We start from the raw sequence: 17,514 nt of genomic DNA on the forward strand, positions 1-17,514 counted from the left end.
TGACGCGGTGTCCTTGCTCTCTTCGATTCTACGGCGACAGCTAAGCGCCATCAACAATCTCCTACAGAAGAGCGCCGGTACTATATTGAACGGCTTCAAGACAACCGCCAAGTCGAGTACCGAGGGAAAAACCACGTTCAGATAACGGTAGAAGGTGTCGAGAAGCTTGACAGGGAGGGATATGAAACCCTTCTGGATACCGATCTCCGGTATGAAATCCTTCGGAAAGCGTACGAGGAGGATCGGGGGAATACATTCGTCTATATTGATGGGGACTCACTGTTTGACGAGTTGAGTGCGTCTGCACAAGAGATCAAACGGAATCTCTGGTATCTCTCAGGAAAGGGATTGATTGACCGGTCGGGGATGTCCAACGATTTTCAATTAGAAGGCGAAGGCCGCGATCGGTATGAGCAGTACCGTGACGAAGGGGTCCCGATTCCAAGGACTCACCCGCTTCAAAGGTATACTCAGCACACCATAGAGCAGGGCAACCGTGAGAAGGCAGAGAACGTATTCCGGGATATTGTGGAAGTTGCGAGGGAAGAGGTGATTGTTGTGGATATGTATGCGAAGGGGCGTCTCTACGATTTGTTGGAAAGTCATGTTCCCTCCGTCGTCGACGTGAAAATCCTGGGATCTCATAAGGAGATCGGTGAGGAGAATATCGAACTCTATCGAGAGTTCGCGGAAGGGAAAGATGGGGATGTGGAACTTCGGTACTTGGATTACTGGGAGGACTATCCATTCCATTCACGGGAAGTTGTCCGTGATCGGGAAGCTGGATGGGTCTGGGACCACACGTTTGCGGATGCAGGTGGACGACATCACACGATTAGCCAGCTTCGTCCAGTGAATCTTGAGAACGATCTCGAGGTTTTCGATGAAGCTTGGGAGGAGGCCGAAACTGTAGAATGACTCAGGTCAGAAGACGGTCTCTTGAGATTCCGGTTGACGAGGATGGGATGCTGGGCCGGGGATGCCCTCGGTGTCGTTCCCAGTTCAAAATTGATCTGGAGAGGTACGAAGAACGTGGATTTATGAATATTCGATGCCCGGACTGCAGGTTCATCTCGGAACTGGACAACTTCACTACCGGGGAACAACGAGACTACCTCTACTCAGTCTCTCGAAACTTCGCGTTGTCGACGATGGAGGACTTGATTGAAGACGTGTTTAATGGGTCCTCGAGTTCGTCGAGCGGTGAGGTTGAGATCGAAGTTAATGCGGGTGATGTCGACTTTGGACGGGTTGAAACTGAGCCGCCGACGATCTCTATCGAGTTAGAAGAGGAGGTTTGTGATGAGTGTGGGTTCTCGTTCCAGGTAGAAATAGAGAGTAACGGTGTTTGTCCGGTGTGTCGGTGAGGCCCTGATTTTTACTGGCGGGGTTTGGTGGAGATCAGATACTCGTAGTCGTGTTCCTCAAGCACTTCGACATCGATTTCTTCCAAGTTTTGGACCGTCCTCCAGCCGGTCAGTCGGTACTTAGGTTGTGACGATGTCGTGGCTGCTGTAATGGATATCGTCCCGCATCACGTAGTCAGGGTCAGCCAGTTTCTCCACGATTTTGTCAGTGCCTGATGTAGACGGAGTCATTCTCTTGCCGTACTGGTGTCCAGCCGGGCGAACCCGCTTTGAGTCCGGAATGGAGGAGGAGTGGTTTCTACTACTGGTTGCGGATGGCTTTGAAGTAGTTCACAACCGGGCCGCCAAGTCCGAAGACTGCAAGCCCGGTCAGCAAGTTTCTCAATCCGGCAAAGCCGAAAATATCCCCGATCAGGAGGTCAAGGAGGATGGAGAAGTCTAGTATCAGGGCGAGGTCGACTGCTCCGATCAAGGCAGTGATGCCGAGTACTCGGAGAACATCAGCTGCTGGGACGAATCCGTAGTAGTGCCCGACGGTTAGAGCTGCTACGAGAAGTAACAGGAGTGGCGATATTTCGTCGATACCTCGTGAGATGAGGGTCCTTTTGTCCCCTCGGTAATATCCGACGGCGAACTTCCCTGTTTGCCAGAGATCGCCAAGCAGACTCCCCGACATCCCTTCTTATCTTACCCGTGGCATTTCACGTATTCCTTCATAACCTTTGGGCTGAAAATGGTCGGAGTCCTTCGGTTCTAACGCTGTTTACTGGGCGTTTATGACACTGGCTGAGTGAGTACGATTCAACAATGCCGTACATCGAGGATCTCGACGACCTACAGTGGTACCGGGAACACTTCGGTGATATCTGGCAGTCAGCCACTCTCACGTTCTCAAGTGTCGAAGTCGACGGAGTGGAAATCCCGAATGGAGAACTCGAGTTTTCCCGTGAACCTGGCGAGGAGAGTACGGAAGTCCTGTACCGTGAGGGCGCTCTTTCGATCTACAAGGTTAACTCCAACTCTCCCTTCGATCTACTGGAGCAGATAATCAACGGGGAGATACCCACGGGTGAGGGAACAGCTGAGATTGAAAGCGAGCTCCGCCGACATAACCCCAGCAATTATTTCCAAGATGGTGTGCGGGAGGGCCGTGTCCGAGAAACCCGTCCCCGGATGGAGGTCAACGCCGCTGTCAGTATCGACATCCCAGAGGACATTGAGGACGAATACTCCGAGGTAATCGACGTGTTAGACGACCAGTTGATGCGTACCGAAGAACCGTACTACGATCTTGGACGCTGCGAAGGCTACTACTTCGACTACATCTTCCGGTCGGATCGTGAGAGCCCAGCCCTCCTATTATTCGCTGATTCAGGGATGGAGTTCAGCATCGACGACTCCGATACGCTTGAGGTGGTTTCCCCTACAAGCCTGTTCGAGGATTTATTCGCCAGTGTGCTTCCCCAGAAGCCGTACGACGAACACAAGGGTTGGCAGATTGAGTTCGATGAGGAACAGTTGGAGTCGATGGAGAATGGCCGGTCACGGTACACCGAGGAGCTGGACTTAGAGGATATCGATGAGCTCTACGCGGTCCTGTATCTTGAGGATGAGATGGTGAATATGGTCGAACACAACACGGGTGATAGAGTCCCAGAGAACCCTCGCTACGAAATTATGCAGGCGTTCGATCAAGACAACAACTTAGAGGGATATCTGGAGGGACACAACGCTGATTACTTCGAGGTAGCGGTGGTGAACGCCTTGAGTACGGCCGGCTGGCTTGTCCAGTGGTACGGGGATGATTCGTTCGTTATCCCCAGTTTCTCCGAAGATGTTCCAAGAGCTCAGTACAAGGAGATCGACGTTATAGCGTATCACCCGGAGAATACACAGATCCTCTTTATAGAGTGTACTAACCAGGATATCTCTGAGAAGGAGCAGATTCTGGACCGGACAGAGGCAATCAGTTCGGTGATTGACGATTATCATATCCCGACGGATATTGGGTTAATCCAACCTCTGCAAACGGTTCCGTGTGTGGCTACTCCTCAGAAGCCGGAGGAGCTGAATGACGATGTGGTAAGTGAGTTTGAGGAGAAGGGTATCGAGATCCTGCACAGTGAACGGTTGCGGGCAATCTATGCAGCGAGTCTGGATACGTCGGATACGGTGGACGCAGACACCCAGTTCATAGAGGTCATTTAATTATCTCTCCAGTGTTCTGCGACGCGTAGGTCTGGTTATTTCACTTTCACTTTGGTGACGGAGGGCTAATAGGTCTCGATATGGAACTGGTAAGTATAGATGACAACCCGAAGATCTGTCCTGAAAGGTCTCGGCTGCGCGGCTACTCTATCTCTTACCGGTGCTGGATCTGCGGTTGCCTCAACACAGTCCGGTAGTTTGGGGCAGTCCGTCAGTAGTTTCGAGGAGGAGCTGGAGGACCGAGGGTTCACGGAGTATGAGTCGTTGCAAGATTCGGGGAGTTCCCCTGACGAGGAAGGTGAGTACACTACCCGTGTTTACCACAAAGAGGAGGTTACAGAGGATATCAGGGAGGAGTCTGAAGGAGAGGTGGAACGACCGGGAGCTGTTTTCTTTGAACAGGAACTGACCGGTGACTGGGAAGGTTCCTGGACGATCGATGCATCACTGGGGAAGGTATCGAGTGAAACGGATTACGAGCTGAGCAACACGAACAACATCGATATGAGTTTGTTCAAAATCAACGTTCCTATTCTCAGTCCTAGAGTGGACGCGGACTATACTAAGAAGAACACTACAATAGAGAACCAGACAGTGGAAGGAGGTAGTAGTGAGTCAGAAAGTTTGGTCCCGGCTCACGCAACCGGCCATATCGTAAGTTCGTATAAGAGTTTGCTGCTGAATTTCGGGTGTAACGATCTTCGTTACTCAGGTGGACTATGGCAGGATATGAGAGCGGGAAAGAAGTGGGGGAAGACGTTCGTTGCTCACGATAACGAAATTGACTACTCAAAAAGTGGAGTAGCTATGGCTCACCGCACCTATAACGCGGAATGGGACGGTGCAGAGAAGTCTTTAACAGAGGGAGTTGACGGGGACGTGTTCAACAGTCATACTGATATCCGTGGGTACCTCTCGATAGAGAGTCAAGGTGGAGATCAGCACTTGGCTGTCGGCGGGTTCTACATTAATGAGGACGAAGTCGATTTCAGTACTAGTCCCCTGTCGTCACCTGAGGTTGAAGTTACCGGAAAATCGCTTCACAAAGATATAATCTATTTAATGCGTTCCCGAGAACTCAGTGATTGAGTTAGTGTTTCTTAAGGGGGTCGGCTATCTCGGCCTGAACTATCGTATGAAAGAATGCTTTCTGTGCATTCCCATCGATAACCCTAGTGTGTCTCTTATCAGTAACTGGATTTTCAGAGAATTGCATCGGCGATATTCTTAGTGTCTTGGTTCGTAGAAGTTTTCGAAAGCCATCGATATTCTTCGTCACGATTTGATCGGTGGCAAATCCAGAGTACTGGTTTAGTAAGATACCAAATCGGCTAAGGTGGATTTACCCTCCAGGTATTGGTCTTAGCTCCGTATTGAGTTTATTTTCCCCTCAATGGGTGAGGGGCTCGCTGTACTGGCGAGTTCCCGAAACACGGTGAGAACGATGGCAACCAGAGACATCTACGAAACTTGCTTCGATGAAGACGTCCAAACGGAGTCGGGCGCAAACCAGTGCCCCGAGTGCGACGGCAACGTCACCACGAAGGTAAAGGAAACTGTCTGCGAGAACTGTGGCCTCGTCATCGATGAACATTGTATCGATCACGGGCAGGAGTGGCGGGCGTACGATGCAGACGAGCGCGAGCGAACAGGCGCACCACTGACTGCGCCCCCACAATTGTGGTTTCTCAAAGAAGATAGCCCACGGAATCGATGCACACAGGAACGAACTCTCAGGCCAGAAACGGCGACGGCTGGCCCGGATGCAACGTGAGCAGACCCGTGGCCGCTGGCGGTCCAAAGCGGAACGGAATCTCGCACACGGGTTGGGCAAGGTGCGCCGGCTGGCGAGTGCGCTCGAGCTCTCCGAGTTGATCCGTGACCAAGCCTGTCAGCTCTTCCGGAGCGCTCATAAAGGAAGATCTGCTTCGTGGCAGATCCATCGAGGAAATCGTCGCAGCCAGCATCTACGGTGTCTGCCGGTATAACGACTAGTCGCAACACGTCTTTCATCAGGTCATCGAACTCGAACCCCGAGAGGCCGTCCAACAGGGGCATCGCTGTTTAAACATCGTGTAGTCATGTGTGTCTGCTCTGTTCGATACTTACGGGGTGGTTTCTGGGCGCCACGACAGGCGAGGCGCGGCCGGCGAGCGGGTCGGCGTGCCTCGGAGTCGATTATGGCTAGGAGCGATACAGCGGTCTCGTTCTCCGGGACCGACGGCCGACGCGACGAGATGCACAGTGCGATCGACCAGTGGCTCGACGACCTCGTGGAGGCGACCGAGTCGGCGCGAGCGAGCGAGGCGTTCCAGGAATGGCTCGATGTCCAGAGTCGCTTCCACGACTACTCGGCACGGAACACGATGCTCATCCAACAGCAGTGTCCCGAGGCACGGAAGGTCGCGGGGTACCGGACGTGGCAAGAGGAGTTCGACCGGCACGTGAAAGAGGGTGAATCGGCGATCTGGATCTGGGCACCGATCGTCACGACGCGGTGTCCCGAGTGTGAGAACGCGCCGTCGTACCACGCCGACAGTGATTGCGAGTACGACGAGACCCCGCCCGAGGAGTGGGACGAGGGTCTGGTCGGGTTCCGTCCGGTCCCCGTGTTCGATGTCTCCCAGACCGAAGGCGAGCCGTTGCCGGAACTGGAGTATGCAGCGACGGGCGACGCCGGCGATCTCGTGGAACGGTTGACCGACGCCGCTCATCAGCTCGGCGCGTCGGTCGAGATCGTGCCCGAGGCTGCCTGGGAGCACGGCGACGCGAACGGGATCTGCTCGGAGCCGAGGCAGGCCGGCGAGAAGCCCGTGATCGAGGTTCGGGATCGCGAGAACCGTGCCGACCTCGCCCGGACGATCGTCCACGAGTACGCTCACGCCCAGCTACACGTCGGCGTCGATGACGAGACCGAGCGGGCGAAACGCGAGGTGGAGGCCGAGGCGGTCGCGTACGTGGTCACACGGTACGTCGGCTTGGACCCGAGCGGGTCGGCGTTCTACCTCGCGTCGTGGGCGGGCGACGACGCCGGCGTGATCCGGGAGCGGCTCGACAGAATTAGCCGGACGGCAGAGACGATCATCGAACCGCTGGGCACGTAACAGCCCACGAGGTTTCTGGGCGCCGCCACGGGTGGCGCGCACTCGCGTGCCTGCCAGCCATGGATTCGAGCCACGTTCTCGACCGACTCGACGTCTCGACCGGCGCTCGCCGTCGCGCCGAAACGGAACCGTTCGACTTCTCGCTCACGCGGGACGGCGTTCGCGTGACGAACCGCGGCTACGCGGAGCCGAGCGACCACAGCTACGTCGTCACGATGGACGGCGCCCTCCCGGTCGCGTGTGAGTGTCCCGCCGACGAGCACTACGATCCCGCGTGCAAACACCGGCTCGCGGTCGCCATCCACACGCCGGTCCGTGACGCAGCGGCGGCACGGCCCGTCGCCGACGGCGGCGTGCAGGAGCCTCCCGAGTCGGAGGCCGACAGAACGAACGACTCGGTGCCTGACCCCGATGAGTCGCCGGACGACCCCGAATGGTGCGACTGCGCTACCCTCGGGGAGCTCCCCTGTTTCGAGTGCGTTCGTCGCGGTCGCAAGCGACTGCCTACCGAGGAGTGAGAGCACCGCGGGGTGTTTCTGGGCCCCGCGACGGGCGAGGGGCGCTGAACGGCGTGCCTCGTGATCGCCTGTGATCGGCACTGCTGTGTACGAACGACGGTACGACGAATCGACCCAGCAAACGGACGCGAACACCTGCCCGGACTGCGGCGGGCGGGTGACGATGACCGGCGCGGAGGCAGTCTGCGACGACTGCGGACTCGTGCTCGCAGACGAGGAAGTAGATCTCGGCCCAGAGTGGCGGTTCGCGGGAGAAGACGGCGCCCGCAAGCGGACGGGCGCCCCACGCACGCCCGCTCGGCACGACCGCGGGCTCTCGACGCGGATCGGTCGGACCCGTGACGGCAAGGGGAACGCGCTCGACGGCGACACGCGCCGTCGATTCGCCCGGCTGCGGCGCGAGCAGCGCCGATCGAAGACGGAATCGAAGGCCGACCGCAACCGCCGACACGGGTTCACGCAGATCCGACGCATGGCGAGTGCGCTCGGCCTCGGCGACTCCCTGCGGGATCAGGCGTGTCGGCTGTTCGAGACCGCCCAGGACGACGGCCTTCTCGTGGGCCGATCGATCGAGGCGATGAGCGCCGCGGCGGTGTACGCGGCATGTCGGTGTACCGGTCGCCCCGAGACGCGGGGCGATGTGAGCCGTGTCGCGCAGGTGAGCAGGGCACGGGTGGACAACGCCTACACGTCACTGAATCGCGAGCTGGGCCTGCCCGTGCCGCCGCGTGAGCCGGCGACGTTCCTCCCGAAACTCGTGTCGGCCCTGGAGCTTCCACGCGCGGTCGAACGGCGAGCCCGGGACGTTCTCGATGCGTCACCGTCGGTGGTCGGGACTGCCGGGCACCCTCAGGGAATTGCCGGCGGGGCGATCCTCGTCGCCGCGCGGGAGTTGAATGTCCGCGATCGGTTCAGCCAAGCGGAATTGGCGACCGCCGCGGACGTGACGCCGGTGACGCTTCGCAAGCACCGGAACGCACTCGAGTAGACAGTTTCGCTGTTCTGGTGAGGTCTTTTTATACCGGAGAACAAGCTGAATCAGCCGTTAGGTGGCTGGTGCAAAATGAGCGCGCAAAACTGACCCCGAGATTCGAAACTTGACGAAGACGGCGGAGAACTCCCCGACGAGCCGGAAGCCTCCATTGACGACGAGAATGTGCGATTAACTTGGAACCGCTACGACAGGTCCGATAGCAATGTTGTGACGAACTGTATCTTCTCTTGATATTCGACGCCGTGTTTGAGGAACGAGCCCATATCATCGATATCCCACGGTCCATATTTGTCGGTGTATAGTAGTAACAACCCGTCCAGCAGTAATTTCGCCCCATTTCGGTGACCTTGATGAATCTCGGTCTTCAGTCCTTCATGAACAAGTTCGTGGCGTTTTTCCTCTATCTCTTCGATAGCGCGTTCCAACTCTGGACGAAGAGAGCTATCTCCATCATGGTGATAAGTCAACGCGTATTCACCACGGTCAACCATTTTGTCGAAGTCGCTGGTATTCGAGAGGATCTCGATGCCCCTCCAGAAACTGAAGAAGGATTGCCGAACAGACCGTTCGGTTATCCCGTCTTGGTACGCGAGTAGGGCACTGACAATATATCCCTCATAGGTTCCCTTGTCAGCGTCGTAGTCAAACGTCGGAATGTCGCTGATTTCGTTGATGTCGTCTGCGTGGTTGAAATGGAACCGACCTATCGACCGTCGATAGTCAAAATCCATCGGGCGATACGTAACAAAATCTCCGTCTTGGAATATAAGGTAGAACGGTGGTTCTTGATGCCTGGTCCATTTTTCGTAAGGAGCTCGGTCTGAGCTCCCTGGTTGCGGCATACCTGCTGCCCAGAGTTTGTCGAAGAAGTTTATTTCAGCGAAGCGTGTTTCGACGAGTTCAGGAACCCTTTGTAGGGCATAGAATTCGTCTCGGGCTTCTATTTCGACCTTCAAATAGGTCCACTCACGACGTTCCAACGGATCGTCGGAATAGTCGTTCGGGAGTTCATCTAGAACGGAATCGAAGTTCGAATCATCGTCATTTTTCACCGCCGCGAGATGATTTGCCCACTGGCTATTGTCGATTTTCTCCGCTTTCGACTCATAGAGTTTGACTTCATCTGGGAAATGCTTGCTCCGTATCATTATCGGAAAGACAAGCATGTACGTATCCGGTGGTGCGCCTAACCAATTCGAGAAAATCTCGTCTTTCTTAGTCTGAAAATGAACGCTCAACTCGTCTTCGGTGAGGTCTACCCCTTGCGTTTCGGCTATCTCAATGAACCCTTCGTGAAATTTCCGGGATAGACCTCTATTCGTGATTCGGTGGAGGTCTCTGTCGAGACCGAGATCTCGGATGGCGTTGTAGAGGTTTGTTTTGAATGCAGATTCCTGACCCATTTGGACACGTACTTCGTCGGTCCCGGGTGGCTCCCAGATCCGCTGATATGCGTCATAGAATCGCTCGTCCATGATGTAGGTCTTGTTCGGTTGCCATGTTAAGGTGGCTCCCTGTATTCAGCGACCGTTTCCCAATAGTGGGTCGTATCCATAGATCCATTCCTGCTGTCCTGTCACTTGTTCTCTCGCCTAACATTGGTTGGATCATGATCTGATTGGCGACTCACACGCCTCCGTGAGCAGTTCGCACCGCGCTTCTGTCGGAGCCGCCGTTTCACTTCCGCCGAAACGGCCACTTTCACCGCGCCCTTGGCTCGCTCCTATTACCCTCTCGGTCCCTCCATAGTCAATGGCACAAACGAGCGACGGGACGTTCACCCACGTCCGCGGCGAGCTGGCGTGGACGATCGCCGAGCACCGATCCCCAACCGACGCGATCGCGATGGTCGAGCACCTGGACGCCGCCGACGAGGGGCGGTTCGAGCTCCTCGGATTGACCGACGGCTGCGAAACAGCACTGTTCTGGGATCACGTCTTCCGCCGCGTCGTCGAGACAGGCTTCGACGCCGACGGCGTCGATGACCTCCGCGACCTCGGCGACGAGGAGATCGAGCAGTACGCCGGCCGGCGCGAGGCGCTCAACGCCGCCGACCTCGAGGCGTGGGACCTCGTGCATCCGCGCAATCAGTGGCTACTCAAACGGCGCCGGCTCGAGGGGTGAGGATGGGGACGACACGCCCGACCTACCGACAGATGCTCTCGGAGTGGATCGACGACTGGCGACCGTTTCGCGAGTGGCTCCGGCGACCGCAGCAGCAGGCGTTCGACCGAGTCGGCGAACACGCCCAATACTGTGCGGCGGCCGCCCGTCAGCACAACGAGCGGGTCATCGCGATGCCGATCCTCGTGTCGATTCGCGTCGAGCAGCAGCGAGAGACCGACGAGCTCCGTGACCGGCTGGCCGACCTCGAGGAGTTACGACGGGATCTATCCGGAGCCGAATTCCCCGAGTCCCGACTGCTCGTGGTCCAGCGGCTCGATGACCTGGGGGTCGTCGTTGCCGGGGTTGTTGACGCGCGTGGAGATCTCGTAGGCGGCCAGGTCATCCTCCGGATACGGCCGGCAGTGTTCTTGGCGGGCGTCCGGCCCTGCGGTCAGCCACTCGGACTCGGCGTCCTGCGGGAGGACGACCGGCATCCGGTCGTGGATAGGGTCCATCAGGTCGTTCGGCTCCGTCGTCAGGATCGTCACGCACGAGATCGTCTCATCGTCTCCTTCCCAGACGTCCCAGAGGCCGGCCATCGCGAACGCCGACTCGCCGTCGCGGTAGATCCGGTAGGGCTGCTTCGCCCCACCGGTCGATGCTCGCCATTCGTAGAACCCCGACGAGATGACGAGACAGGGACGGGATTCCCACGCCTCTTGGAAGACGCGCTTTTCCGCAGCCGTCTCCGAGCGGGCGTTGATGAGGCCCTCCTCTGGTTCGTCCGCCCAGAACGGGATGAGGCCCCAGTGGGAGGCGTCGATCTCGTCGGGGGCCTTGTTCGTGATGATGTGCAGGTCGTCGCCGGGCGCGATATTGTAGCGCGGCGTATAGCCGCCGTCCGCGACGACCTCCGCGTCGAAACGGGCTTCGAGATCGGCTTGTGGATGGAAGAGGGAGTTGCGCCCACACATGCCGTCGAGTACGTGCGGGGGCGTCTTCAACGTAGGCGCGTAGCGGTGTCGCCGAAGTCGTCGATGGCGTTTGTTTCAGGCAGTGAGAAGGGAACTACCTGATAGAAAGTAACTGCAGACTCATCGTTCGGGTCGAGACGACACTCACAAATTCGGCGCTCAAGAATATGCCTTCAGACATTCAAAAGACCCCCCAACTGGCAGTGAACACGTCGACACGCGCAAGGTTTATCTACGATGTTTTAGGTTATTGGCAATATCACATGAGTTAGAATTATGGCCACGCTCCCGCCAGACCAGGCTGCGATCATGAATGCTGCTCTTGGGGAATTTGAAGCAGGCGTTGCAGCGAGTGCTGTTGTCTTACTCATTCTTGCTCTATCTCACGTGATTCCAGCCATTGCGAATTCCGACCGTGTCTACTCACGTTTCACGTTCGGTAAAACTCGCAATATCGTAATAGAGGACGTTGTAGAACCGATACAGCAGAACTGCATAAACTGCGGGCAACGTAGCTACAACGGTAAGAAAATAACCTACAGAACCGATTACGCGCTGTTCGGTTATCCGGTATGGAATCTTGAGAAAGGAGCGAATCTCGAATGTTCGACCTGCCATGAGGTAGACTGGCAAGAGTACGCGGAGCGATCGGAATTGCACAACGAACCAGCAGAGTTGGATAAGAGCCAGATCGAACGAATCGAGAACGACTTGGTGGAACACCAGCAGGACACGAAATGAAAACCGTTCTGCGTATCTATCCTCTGACTCAGCCGCGGAGAACATTATCTCGACGCTACTCGACAGTGCGGAAATCGTGACCGGAATCGGCGAGGAGTATTCTTCTAAGCCTTAAGAGTTGTCATATTGAATAGCCAATTAAACAATCTCGTACGTCCAAGTTTCCCCAATATCGTCTATTCTGTACGTATAGACTCCCTTATCGCTGGGCGCTGTTGCTGTTTCTGATTCCCAAGTACGCTGTTCATTAGACGGAATCGTGAGTCGAAACATACTGTCGGGGTAGGTGTACCAGTCGCTGTCTCCGCGTTTCACAGATAATGGTGAAATGATGCTACTGTCTCGGTTGGAGTTATTCTGGAGATCGAGTGAGTAACTATACTCTTCACCAGATTGGAGAGTGTCAGGCCCATCATAGCTCACAAGAGAGGCATCATTCCCAGTTAGGGGAGAATTGAGGCTGAACTCGCCCGATTTGCTTTTAGAAACATCTCCGGTAACGTTGTCGCGGACGATTACTTCCGCCTCGTAATTGCCTATTTCCCAATCCGTAGTGTCGAAATAGAATGTCCCCTCCCATTCCTGATACCCGGATGAATCGACTAATTGGCGGTCCTCGCTGGAAGCCTGGGTGATACGAGTATCGCTTGAGTCGTAGATTCGTGCTTGTTTTGTTATATCGTGGACCCCGTCGTGTATTTGAATATTATATCTGTATCCAACGACGATATTGGTACCTGGTGCCGCTCCCTCAATCTGTTTATCTAGAACGTCTCCAAACTTCTCCCATTCCGTGATTAGACTAACCTCGTTAACCTTCGGGGGTTGACGTTCTGGGGTTGGAGTCTCCGTTGCAGTTGGCGTTTCCGTGGGGGCAGGTGTACTGGTGCTGGTTACTGTATCTGTTGTGCCAGAATCACGCCCACCTGTTGTACCTTCACTACAACCCGCCAGAAGGAGCGGTATCGTCGAACCGAGAAGTGTTCGCCGTTTCATACAGTTCCCTGTCACCTTTGACGATTTAAAACTTCACCAATAGGATACCAACAAATCCAGAGGCCATCAATTGCTAAGTTCACCCGCTGTATTCAACACCAAGCGAACGCTAGACCCTAGATCTCTCGATTCGAACACCGCATGCGCTACTACCAGTTCAGGTCACCTCCCAGCCGACCGCATTGGCGACACTCACTCCACCGAGCTACACGTCTGGTACCGCCGCGCTACCCCAGCGGGGAGGGGCCTGCCCGATCAAGCCACTCGCGCACCCGCCCGCTGGGCAGGTGACTCTCCGCCCACAGGTCATCGAACGTCGTCTCCGCCCAGCGGCGGAGCGCGTCGGGCTCCCCGACGACCGCCGCGTTCCGCTCGTGGCGTGTCGATCCGCCCACCATCACCGTCTCCCGATTGAAGATCGTGAGCCCGGTGTACAGTGGCTCCGGGTGGACCCGCACGTCGACATTCGAGGACAGCACCGCGTCCGCGAGGTACTGCAGCCGATCCGGGTGTGTGAGGTCGCGGTACGCCCGTCGATCGAAGATGACTTGCTGCCGTGCGGTCCCGTCGGTCGTTCTGCCGAACAGATCGAACAGCACCGGAATGCACACGGGGATGATCGTCCGTGCGTGATGGAATTCGCCGTCGCGGATCCCGGCGGCCTCCACTGCAGCATCGAGCATCGCGTGGGGGGCGTCGGGCGTCTCCACGACGAGGTCGGCGCCGTCGAGCGCCTGCAACGGCGGGTCGGCCCAGTAGCTCATCGTCCGGAGCGCCGGCGCCTTCGCGATCGTCTGTTCGATCGCATCGACGAGCCAGTCGATCCGTTCCAGATCGACGGCGCCGCGCTGTGTCGCGGTGAACCGGCCGTCGGCCGTTCGCTCCACCCAGCCGAGCTCGTCGAGTCGGGCGACTGCCCGGTGGACGGTCGCTCGCGAGGGAAGCTGGTCGTCCGCGGCCAGCGTCGCCTTGTCGGCCGCCCCGCCCACGAGCGCTCGCAGGAGTGCGCGTCTGGAGTCGGATTTCGCGAGATAGGCGATCGCAGTCGGGTCCGTCTGTGTCGCGACGCGCCGATACGCGGCAATGGCTTTCACGCCGGCCCGTGTCGTTCGGTACCCGGTGTCCGCGTCGTCGACGACGAACCCGATCGCTTGGAACTCGTCGAGGCGACGGTAGATCGTCTTCCGGCACGCGTCACACTCGGTCGCCACCTCGGTCGGCGATGCGCCGCCACCCATACACTCGAGGACCGACAGTAAATCGACTCGATCCGGATCCGTGTGGGAGACGGACAGCTCTCGAACGACCCCCCAGGGTCCGTTCATTGCTCAATTGATTACACCACAAGGCTGGTTAAATATCCTCTGCCGAACCGTTCAGAGATCCTCACACTGTGGGACGCCGTGAGTACTTCGCCGTCGGTGGCAGAATTCGACCGATGGCATCAGGCTGTGACGGTCGCCCGCTCGACGACGACCCCTCCACCGGACACCCGCTGGCGGGGGACGGGCGATCCTCGACGGACTGCGAACGCTCGGATCGACGGACAGTGCTCCCCGATCGGACCGCGGTGGTGCGAGTGAGCGTCTGTCTCGTGCTCCTCGTGGTGGCCGCCAGCGGGACGGTCGCCGCGCAGGACGAGGAGCCGACGAACCCCGTCTGTACTGACGAGTCGGACACGCTCGCCAACATGATCGAGGGCTTCGTGCAGATCACCACCGGGCTGGGGATCATGGGCCTGCTCGTGGTCTGGCAGGCGGACGCCCTCATGGAGATGTTCACGCTCGGTCGCGAGCAGAAGGCAAAGATCAAACAGCACAAGCGCGGCGCCGGCCGGTCGGCGCTCACGCTGGTCGTGCTCGGACCGCTGTTCACCGTCGGCGGCACCGCGATGGACCTCCCGATCGCCGAGTGTGTCGATCTCATCCCCTTCTGACCGATGCGCCGAGGATCCTCGCTGTCGGCTGCGGCCCTCATCGTCATGCTCGTCGGGAGTCTGGTCGCCGTCGCCGCCGGGCGCCCGCCGTCACCCCAGCAGGAAACCCACGGGCTGACCGAGGCGGAGGCGGCGTCGCTGTGGAGCCGGGACAACGACTCAGGCTACGTCACGAACAGTGAGTACGAACGGCGCTACAACGAGTTGCGCTCGGCCGGCGAACAGCTCGCCAACGCCAGCGATATCACGTTCCGGCGGCCGCCCGACACCGCGGCACGCTGGACGCGGGCGGACCATCGCGATGCCACGCCGGGCGACGCGAACGTCTCAGTACATCCGCCCCACGCGACCCTCACCGACGGCCGGTATATCCGGGACGCCCATGCGACGCTGTTCGCGATCACCCCGTCCACGACTGTCCACCGGACCCGGGCCGAGACGACCGAATACGTCGCCCCGAACGGGACGGTTCGGGGGCTGGTGGACTACCGGGTCGCCGTCCCCGGCGCGGAGTCGGACAACAACACGACGGCCGACTACACGCTCGCGAGCAGTCGGATCGAGTCGGTTCGCCTGGAGACGGGTGACGGAACCACGCTCGCGCGAACGAACGGGACCGCGCTGCCAGCGATCAACTACACGTTGACTGACGATGTCGACTCGCTCGTCCTCGTCGCCACGATCCGTGCCGAGCTTCGCCTCGACCGACCGCAGCTTCCGAACGGGACGGCCGCGAATACGACGCCGCGAACCGTGTCGGAGACGGTGACGGTCCGGGACCGTCGGGCGATCGAGCCGTACACGCCGACGATCGCGCTCGCCCGCGGGCGAACGCCCGAGGGGGACCGCCTCCTCGCGGCGTTCCACTCGGCGCCGTGGCTCGGCCTCCGGTTCGGCGCCGAGGGCGACCGACAGGTGCGGGGTGTCTGGCGCTTCTACACTGCCCGCGACGTTCGATGGGACACGCTCGAACGGTCGAGCCGGACCGGCACCCGGGAGATCGAGTCCCCGGCCCTGCCGGTCGCGGTCCACGCGTATCCCTCCCGGCTCGGCCCCCGGAGCGAGCCGACCGGCCGCGACCCCCGGATCACCGATGTCTGGGGGCGCGATCGCCGGTCGCCGGCGGCATCGCTTCCCGATACCGTCTCCGTCGACGTGGTCGAACGCGAGTACACGGCGTCGTACGGGCTGGCCGTCCGCACCGCGCCAGCCCACGCCGAGGGTGTCGAGGCGGTCGGGATCGTTCGCGGCGTCGACGTGCCGATCGACGAGACCGGGCAGACGCGACAGCTCCGGCGCAGCGATCTGACCGTGGAGATCGTCGACCAGGACGATGACGGGGCGACACTGCGCATCGTGTTGACCGATGCCGTCACCGGCGAGCCGATCGCCCTCCGCCGGCCCGAGGCGCCGTTCGAGATCCCGTCGACCGCCACCCGCGAGGGATATGTCGCCGTCGCGGGCGAGCGGGTGCGGACGAACGTCTCGGGCGTCGCCATGGTGACCGTCTCCGAGCCCGGCGTGTACACGGTGGAGTATGTGCCCGGCTCGTGGGTGGCACACCACCCGGCGTACGTCGGGACGAGTGCGACCGCCCGCTGGCACCCGCTGGCGACGCCGGCGGGGTGGCTACGCCTGCTCGGGCGGACGCTCCAGTGGGCGCTCCCGTTCGCGCTCGCGCTGTATGCGGGGCGCCGACTCGGACGGCTGGTCCGGTTCGGGGAGGTGGAGCCATGACCGACCGAATGCCCCGCCGGCGCCTGCTCGCCGTCGCCGGGAGCACGCTTGTCGGCCTCGCAGGATGTAGTCAGCGTGACGGTGGCTCGCCCTCGGAGACGGGGTCGGATTCGCCGGGCGGGTCGACGGATCCGGACGGCCCGTTCGAACGCCTCGCGATGCGCGGCACGAATCTCGTGATCGAACTCCGGGAAGACAGTCAGGTCGAGCAAGTAAACGTAATCGCGCCGAACGGCTCCCGCGTACGGTCGCTGTCGGTCGTCACGGGGGAGACGCGACTCACCGTCGACCTGGGCGTCCGGTACGTGCCCGGGACCTACGAGGTGACCACCGAGGCCGGCGCGACCGCGTCGATCACGTTGGAGCCGGACCTCGTCATCGAGGAGCTGGGCGTCGGCGCGAACAATCCCGACGTGATGCCTGATTCCTTAGACAATTTCGAGCCATATGCGGGTACGGTCGTAGTACGAAACGAAGGGACTGGACCGACTGCTGTTCAGAATCTCATCTTCACTGGCGACGTTCCGAATGTCACCGAAGACGTCCGCGATTCATCCCGTAAGAGTGGGATATTCGATGCGGACGAAGGAGTTGGTGAACGGGACTACGTGCTAATTCCTGTCGAGGAATCCGTGCGGCTATTTTCGAGTACAATACCGTTCTCGTTCGCAGGGCAGGAGCGAACCTGTTCCTCAATGCCGGAGGAGAGTACCGTGATTGTCCAAGTGGAGGACACGGTACGGTCTGAAATAACTGAGGCAGCGTTCGATGCGAGCTACCGCCCTACATCGGACAACTGTGACATCGCGATCAACAGACGGGAGGAGTGACTG

Annotated in this window: 17 protein-coding genes and 2 pseudogenes; 14 read left to right on the forward strand and 5 right to left on the reverse strand. The window is 58.9% G+C overall.

Annotation, left to right across the window (positions count from 1 at the left end; translation table 11 throughout):
* Nucleotides 1-291: 291 nt before the first annotated feature.
* Together K6T36_RS11475 and K6T36_RS11480 are read left to right on the forward strand one after the other, a co-directional pair.
* Nucleotides 292-918, forward strand: a complete 627-nt coding sequence (locus tag K6T36_RS11475; protein ID WP_222921404.1) for a hypothetical protein — start codon at nt 292-294, stop codon at nt 916-918.
* Nucleotides 915-1,367 (forward strand): hypothetical protein, encoded by a 453-nt coding sequence (locus tag K6T36_RS11480; RefSeq protein WP_222921405.1) that lies wholly within the window; start codon nt 915-917, stop codon nt 1,365-1,367. Before K6T36_RS11475 ends, K6T36_RS11480 begins: the two co-directional genes overlap by 4 nt.
* Before the next feature lie 301 nt (nt 1,368-1,668).
* Here K6T36_RS11480 and K6T36_RS11485 read toward each other — a convergent pair whose 3' ends face one another.
* Nucleotides 1,669-2,043 (reverse strand): hypothetical protein, encoded by a 375-nt coding sequence (locus tag K6T36_RS11485; protein ID WP_222921406.1) that lies wholly within the window; start codon nt 2,041-2,043, stop codon nt 1,669-1,671.
* A gap of 131 nt (nt 2,044-2,174) precedes the next feature.
* Here K6T36_RS11485 and K6T36_RS11490 point away from each other — a divergent pair, with 131 nt between their 5' ends.
* From K6T36_RS11490 to K6T36_RS11515, 6 genes and pseudogenes are all read left to right on the forward strand, one after another.
* Nucleotides 2,175-3,575 (forward strand): hypothetical protein, encoded by a 1,401-nt coding sequence (locus K6T36_RS11490; RefSeq protein ID WP_222921407.1) that lies wholly within the window; start codon nt 2,175-2,177, stop codon nt 3,573-3,575.
* Nucleotides 3,576-3,674: 99 nt separating this feature from the next.
* Nucleotides 3,675-4,664, forward strand: coding sequence for a hypothetical protein (locus K6T36_RS11495; protein WP_222921408.1), 990 nt, complete (start codon nt 3,675-3,677; stop codon nt 4,662-4,664).
* A gap of 355 nt (nt 4,665-5,019) precedes the next feature.
* A pseudogene (locus tag K6T36_RS11500) lies at nt 5,020-5,564 on the forward strand (transcription initiation factor IIB); the annotation flags it as partial.
* Nucleotides 5,565-5,755: 191 nt separating this feature from the next.
* The gene (locus K6T36_RS11505) at nt 5,756-6,679 is read left to right on the forward strand and encodes an ArdC-like ssDNA-binding domain-containing protein (RefSeq protein ID WP_345778296.1); all 924 of its coding nucleotides are present in this window, start codon (nt 5,756-5,758) and stop codon (nt 6,677-6,679) included.
* A 59-nt stretch (nt 6,680-6,738) separates the two neighbouring features.
* A complete protein-coding gene (locus K6T36_RS11510; protein WP_222921409.1) occupies nt 6,739-7,197 on the forward strand; it encodes an SWIM zinc finger family protein in 459 nt (152 codons plus the stop codon).
* A 70-nt stretch (nt 7,198-7,267) separates the two neighbouring features.
* Nucleotides 7,268-8,185 carry a transcription initiation factor IIB gene (locus tag K6T36_RS11515; RefSeq protein WP_225935113.1) on the forward strand — a complete coding sequence of 306 codons (918 nt, stop codon included), beginning with the start codon at nt 7,268-7,270 and terminating at the stop codon, nt 8,183-8,185.
* Between the two features lie 188 nt (nt 8,186-8,373).
* On the opposite strand, the gene K6T36_RS11520 is transcribed toward K6T36_RS11515, so the two are convergent.
* Nucleotides 8,374-9,666: a hypothetical protein gene (locus tag K6T36_RS11520; protein ID WP_222921410.1), complete on the reverse strand. Its 1,293-nt coding sequence runs from the start codon at nt 9,664-9,666 to the stop codon at nt 8,374-8,376.
* Between the two features lie 277 nt (nt 9,667-9,943).
* On the opposite strand from K6T36_RS11520, the gene K6T36_RS11525 reads away from it, so the two are divergent.
* Entirely contained in the window at nt 9,944-10,315 is a 372-nt protein-coding gene (locus tag K6T36_RS11525; protein WP_222921411.1) for a hypothetical protein, read from the forward strand.
* A 32-nt stretch (nt 10,316-10,347) separates the two neighbouring features.
* Nucleotides 10,348-10,527 (forward strand): annotated as a pseudogene (locus tag K6T36_RS19250) (DUF8156 family protein); the annotation flags it as partial.
* Between the two features lie 54 nt (nt 10,528-10,581).
* On the opposite strand, the gene K6T36_RS11530 reads toward K6T36_RS19250, so the two are convergent.
* Complete coding sequence (locus K6T36_RS11530) at nt 10,582-11,271, reverse strand: SOS response-associated peptidase (RefSeq protein ID WP_222921412.1); 690 nt, start codon at nt 11,269-11,271, stop codon at nt 10,582-10,584.
* A 276-nt stretch (nt 11,272-11,547) separates the two neighbouring features.
* Between K6T36_RS11530 and K6T36_RS11535 the strand changes: the two genes are divergently transcribed.
* On the forward strand, nt 11,548-12,012 hold the full coding sequence (locus tag K6T36_RS11535) for a DUF8108 domain-containing protein (RefSeq protein WP_222921413.1): 465 nt from the start codon (nt 11,548-11,550) through the stop codon (nt 12,010-12,012).
* Between the two features lie 138 nt (nt 12,013-12,150).
* Here the strand turns inward: K6T36_RS11535 and K6T36_RS11540 are convergent, their stop codons facing one another.
* Nucleotides 12,151-13,008 carry a hypothetical protein gene (locus K6T36_RS11540; protein WP_222921414.1) on the reverse strand — a complete coding sequence of 286 codons (858 nt, stop codon included), beginning with the start codon at nt 13,006-13,008 and terminating at the stop codon, nt 12,151-12,153.
* 227 nt (nt 13,009-13,235) lie between these two features.
* The gene (locus K6T36_RS11545) at nt 13,236-14,333 is read right to left on the reverse strand and encodes a transcriptional regulator FilR1 domain-containing protein (RefSeq protein WP_222921415.1); all 1,098 of its coding nucleotides are present in this window, start codon (nt 14,331-14,333) and stop codon (nt 13,236-13,238) included.
* Nucleotides 14,334-14,446: 113 nt separating this feature from the next.
* On the opposite strand from K6T36_RS11545, the gene K6T36_RS11550 reads away from it, so the two are divergent.
* The 3 genes from K6T36_RS11550 to K6T36_RS11560 are packed head-to-tail and all read left to right on the forward strand — an operon-like array spanning nt 14,447 to nt 17,511.
* Nucleotides 14,447-14,944, forward strand: coding sequence for a DUF7985 family protein (locus K6T36_RS11550; protein ID WP_225935114.1), 498 nt, complete (start codon nt 14,447-14,449; stop codon nt 14,942-14,944).
* A 3-nt stretch (nt 14,945-14,947) separates the two neighbouring features.
* A complete protein-coding gene (locus K6T36_RS11555; RefSeq protein WP_222921416.1) occupies nt 14,948-16,681 on the forward strand; it encodes a DUF8186 domain-containing protein in 1,734 nt (577 codons plus the stop codon).
* Nucleotides 16,678-17,511, forward strand: coding sequence for a hypothetical protein (locus tag K6T36_RS11560; RefSeq protein WP_222921417.1), 834 nt, complete (start codon nt 16,678-16,680; stop codon nt 17,509-17,511). Before K6T36_RS11555 ends, K6T36_RS11560 begins: the two co-directional genes overlap by 4 nt.
* The last annotated feature ends 3 nt before the right edge of the window (nt 17,512-17,514 follow it).

The sequence above is a fragment of the Halobaculum roseum genome (genome assembly GCF_019880245.1).
GTDB lineage: Archaea > Halobacteriota > Halobacteria > Halobacteriales > Haloferacaceae > Halobaculum > Halobaculum roseum.

What these genes read in the sequence shown, in the direction of transcription:
- K6T36_RS11530 (WP_222921412.1), bottom strand. Translation starts at nt 11,271, where the DNA reads ATGTGTGGGCGCAACTCCCTCTTCCATCCACAAGCCGATCTCGAAGCC.
- K6T36_RS11520 (WP_222921410.1), bottom strand. Translation starts at nt 9,666, where the DNA reads ATGGACGAGCGATTCTATGACGCATATCAGCGGATCTGGGAGCCACCC.
- K6T36_RS11510 (WP_222921409.1), top strand. Translation starts at nt 6,739, where the DNA reads ATGGATTCGAGCCACGTTCTCGACCGACTCGACGTCTCGACCGGCGCT.
- K6T36_RS11505 (WP_345778296.1), top strand. Translation starts at nt 5,756, where the DNA reads ATGGCTAGGAGCGATACAGCGGTCTCGTTCTCCGGGACCGACGGCCGA.
- K6T36_RS11525 (WP_222921411.1), top strand. Translation starts at nt 9,944, where the DNA reads ATGGCACAAACGAGCGACGGGACGTTCACCCACGTCCGCGGCGAGCTG.
- K6T36_RS11550 (WP_225935114.1), top strand. Translation starts at nt 14,447, where the DNA reads ATGGCATCAGGCTGTGACGGTCGCCCGCTCGACGACGACCCCTCCACC.
- K6T36_RS11560 (WP_222921417.1), top strand. Translation starts at nt 16,678, where the DNA reads ATGACCGACCGAATGCCCCGCCGGCGCCTGCTCGCCGTCGCCGGGAGC.
- K6T36_RS11490 (WP_222921407.1), top strand. Translation starts at nt 2,175, where the DNA reads ATGCCGTACATCGAGGATCTCGACGACCTACAGTGGTACCGGGAACAC.
- K6T36_RS11495 (WP_222921408.1), top strand. Translation starts at nt 3,675, where the DNA reads ATGACAACCCGAAGATCTGTCCTGAAAGGTCTCGGCTGCGCGGCTACT.
- K6T36_RS11555 (WP_222921416.1), top strand. Translation starts at nt 14,948, where the DNA reads ATGCGCCGAGGATCCTCGCTGTCGGCTGCGGCCCTCATCGTCATGCTC.
- K6T36_RS11485 (WP_222921406.1), bottom strand. Translation starts at nt 2,043, where the DNA reads ATGTCGGGGAGTCTGCTTGGCGATCTCTGGCAAACAGGGAAGTTCGCC.
- K6T36_RS11535 (WP_222921413.1), top strand. Translation starts at nt 11,548, where the DNA reads ATGGCCACGCTCCCGCCAGACCAGGCTGCGATCATGAATGCTGCTCTT.
- K6T36_RS11540 (WP_222921414.1), bottom strand. Translation starts at nt 13,008, where the DNA reads ATGAAACGGCGAACACTTCTCGGTTCGACGATACCGCTCCTTCTGGCG.
- K6T36_RS11480 (WP_222921405.1), top strand. Translation starts at nt 915, where the DNA reads ATGACTCAGGTCAGAAGACGGTCTCTTGAGATTCCGGTTGACGAGGAT.
- K6T36_RS11545 (WP_222921415.1), bottom strand. Translation starts at nt 14,333, where the DNA reads ATGAACGGACCCTGGGGGGTCGTTCGAGAGCTGTCCGTCTCCCACACG.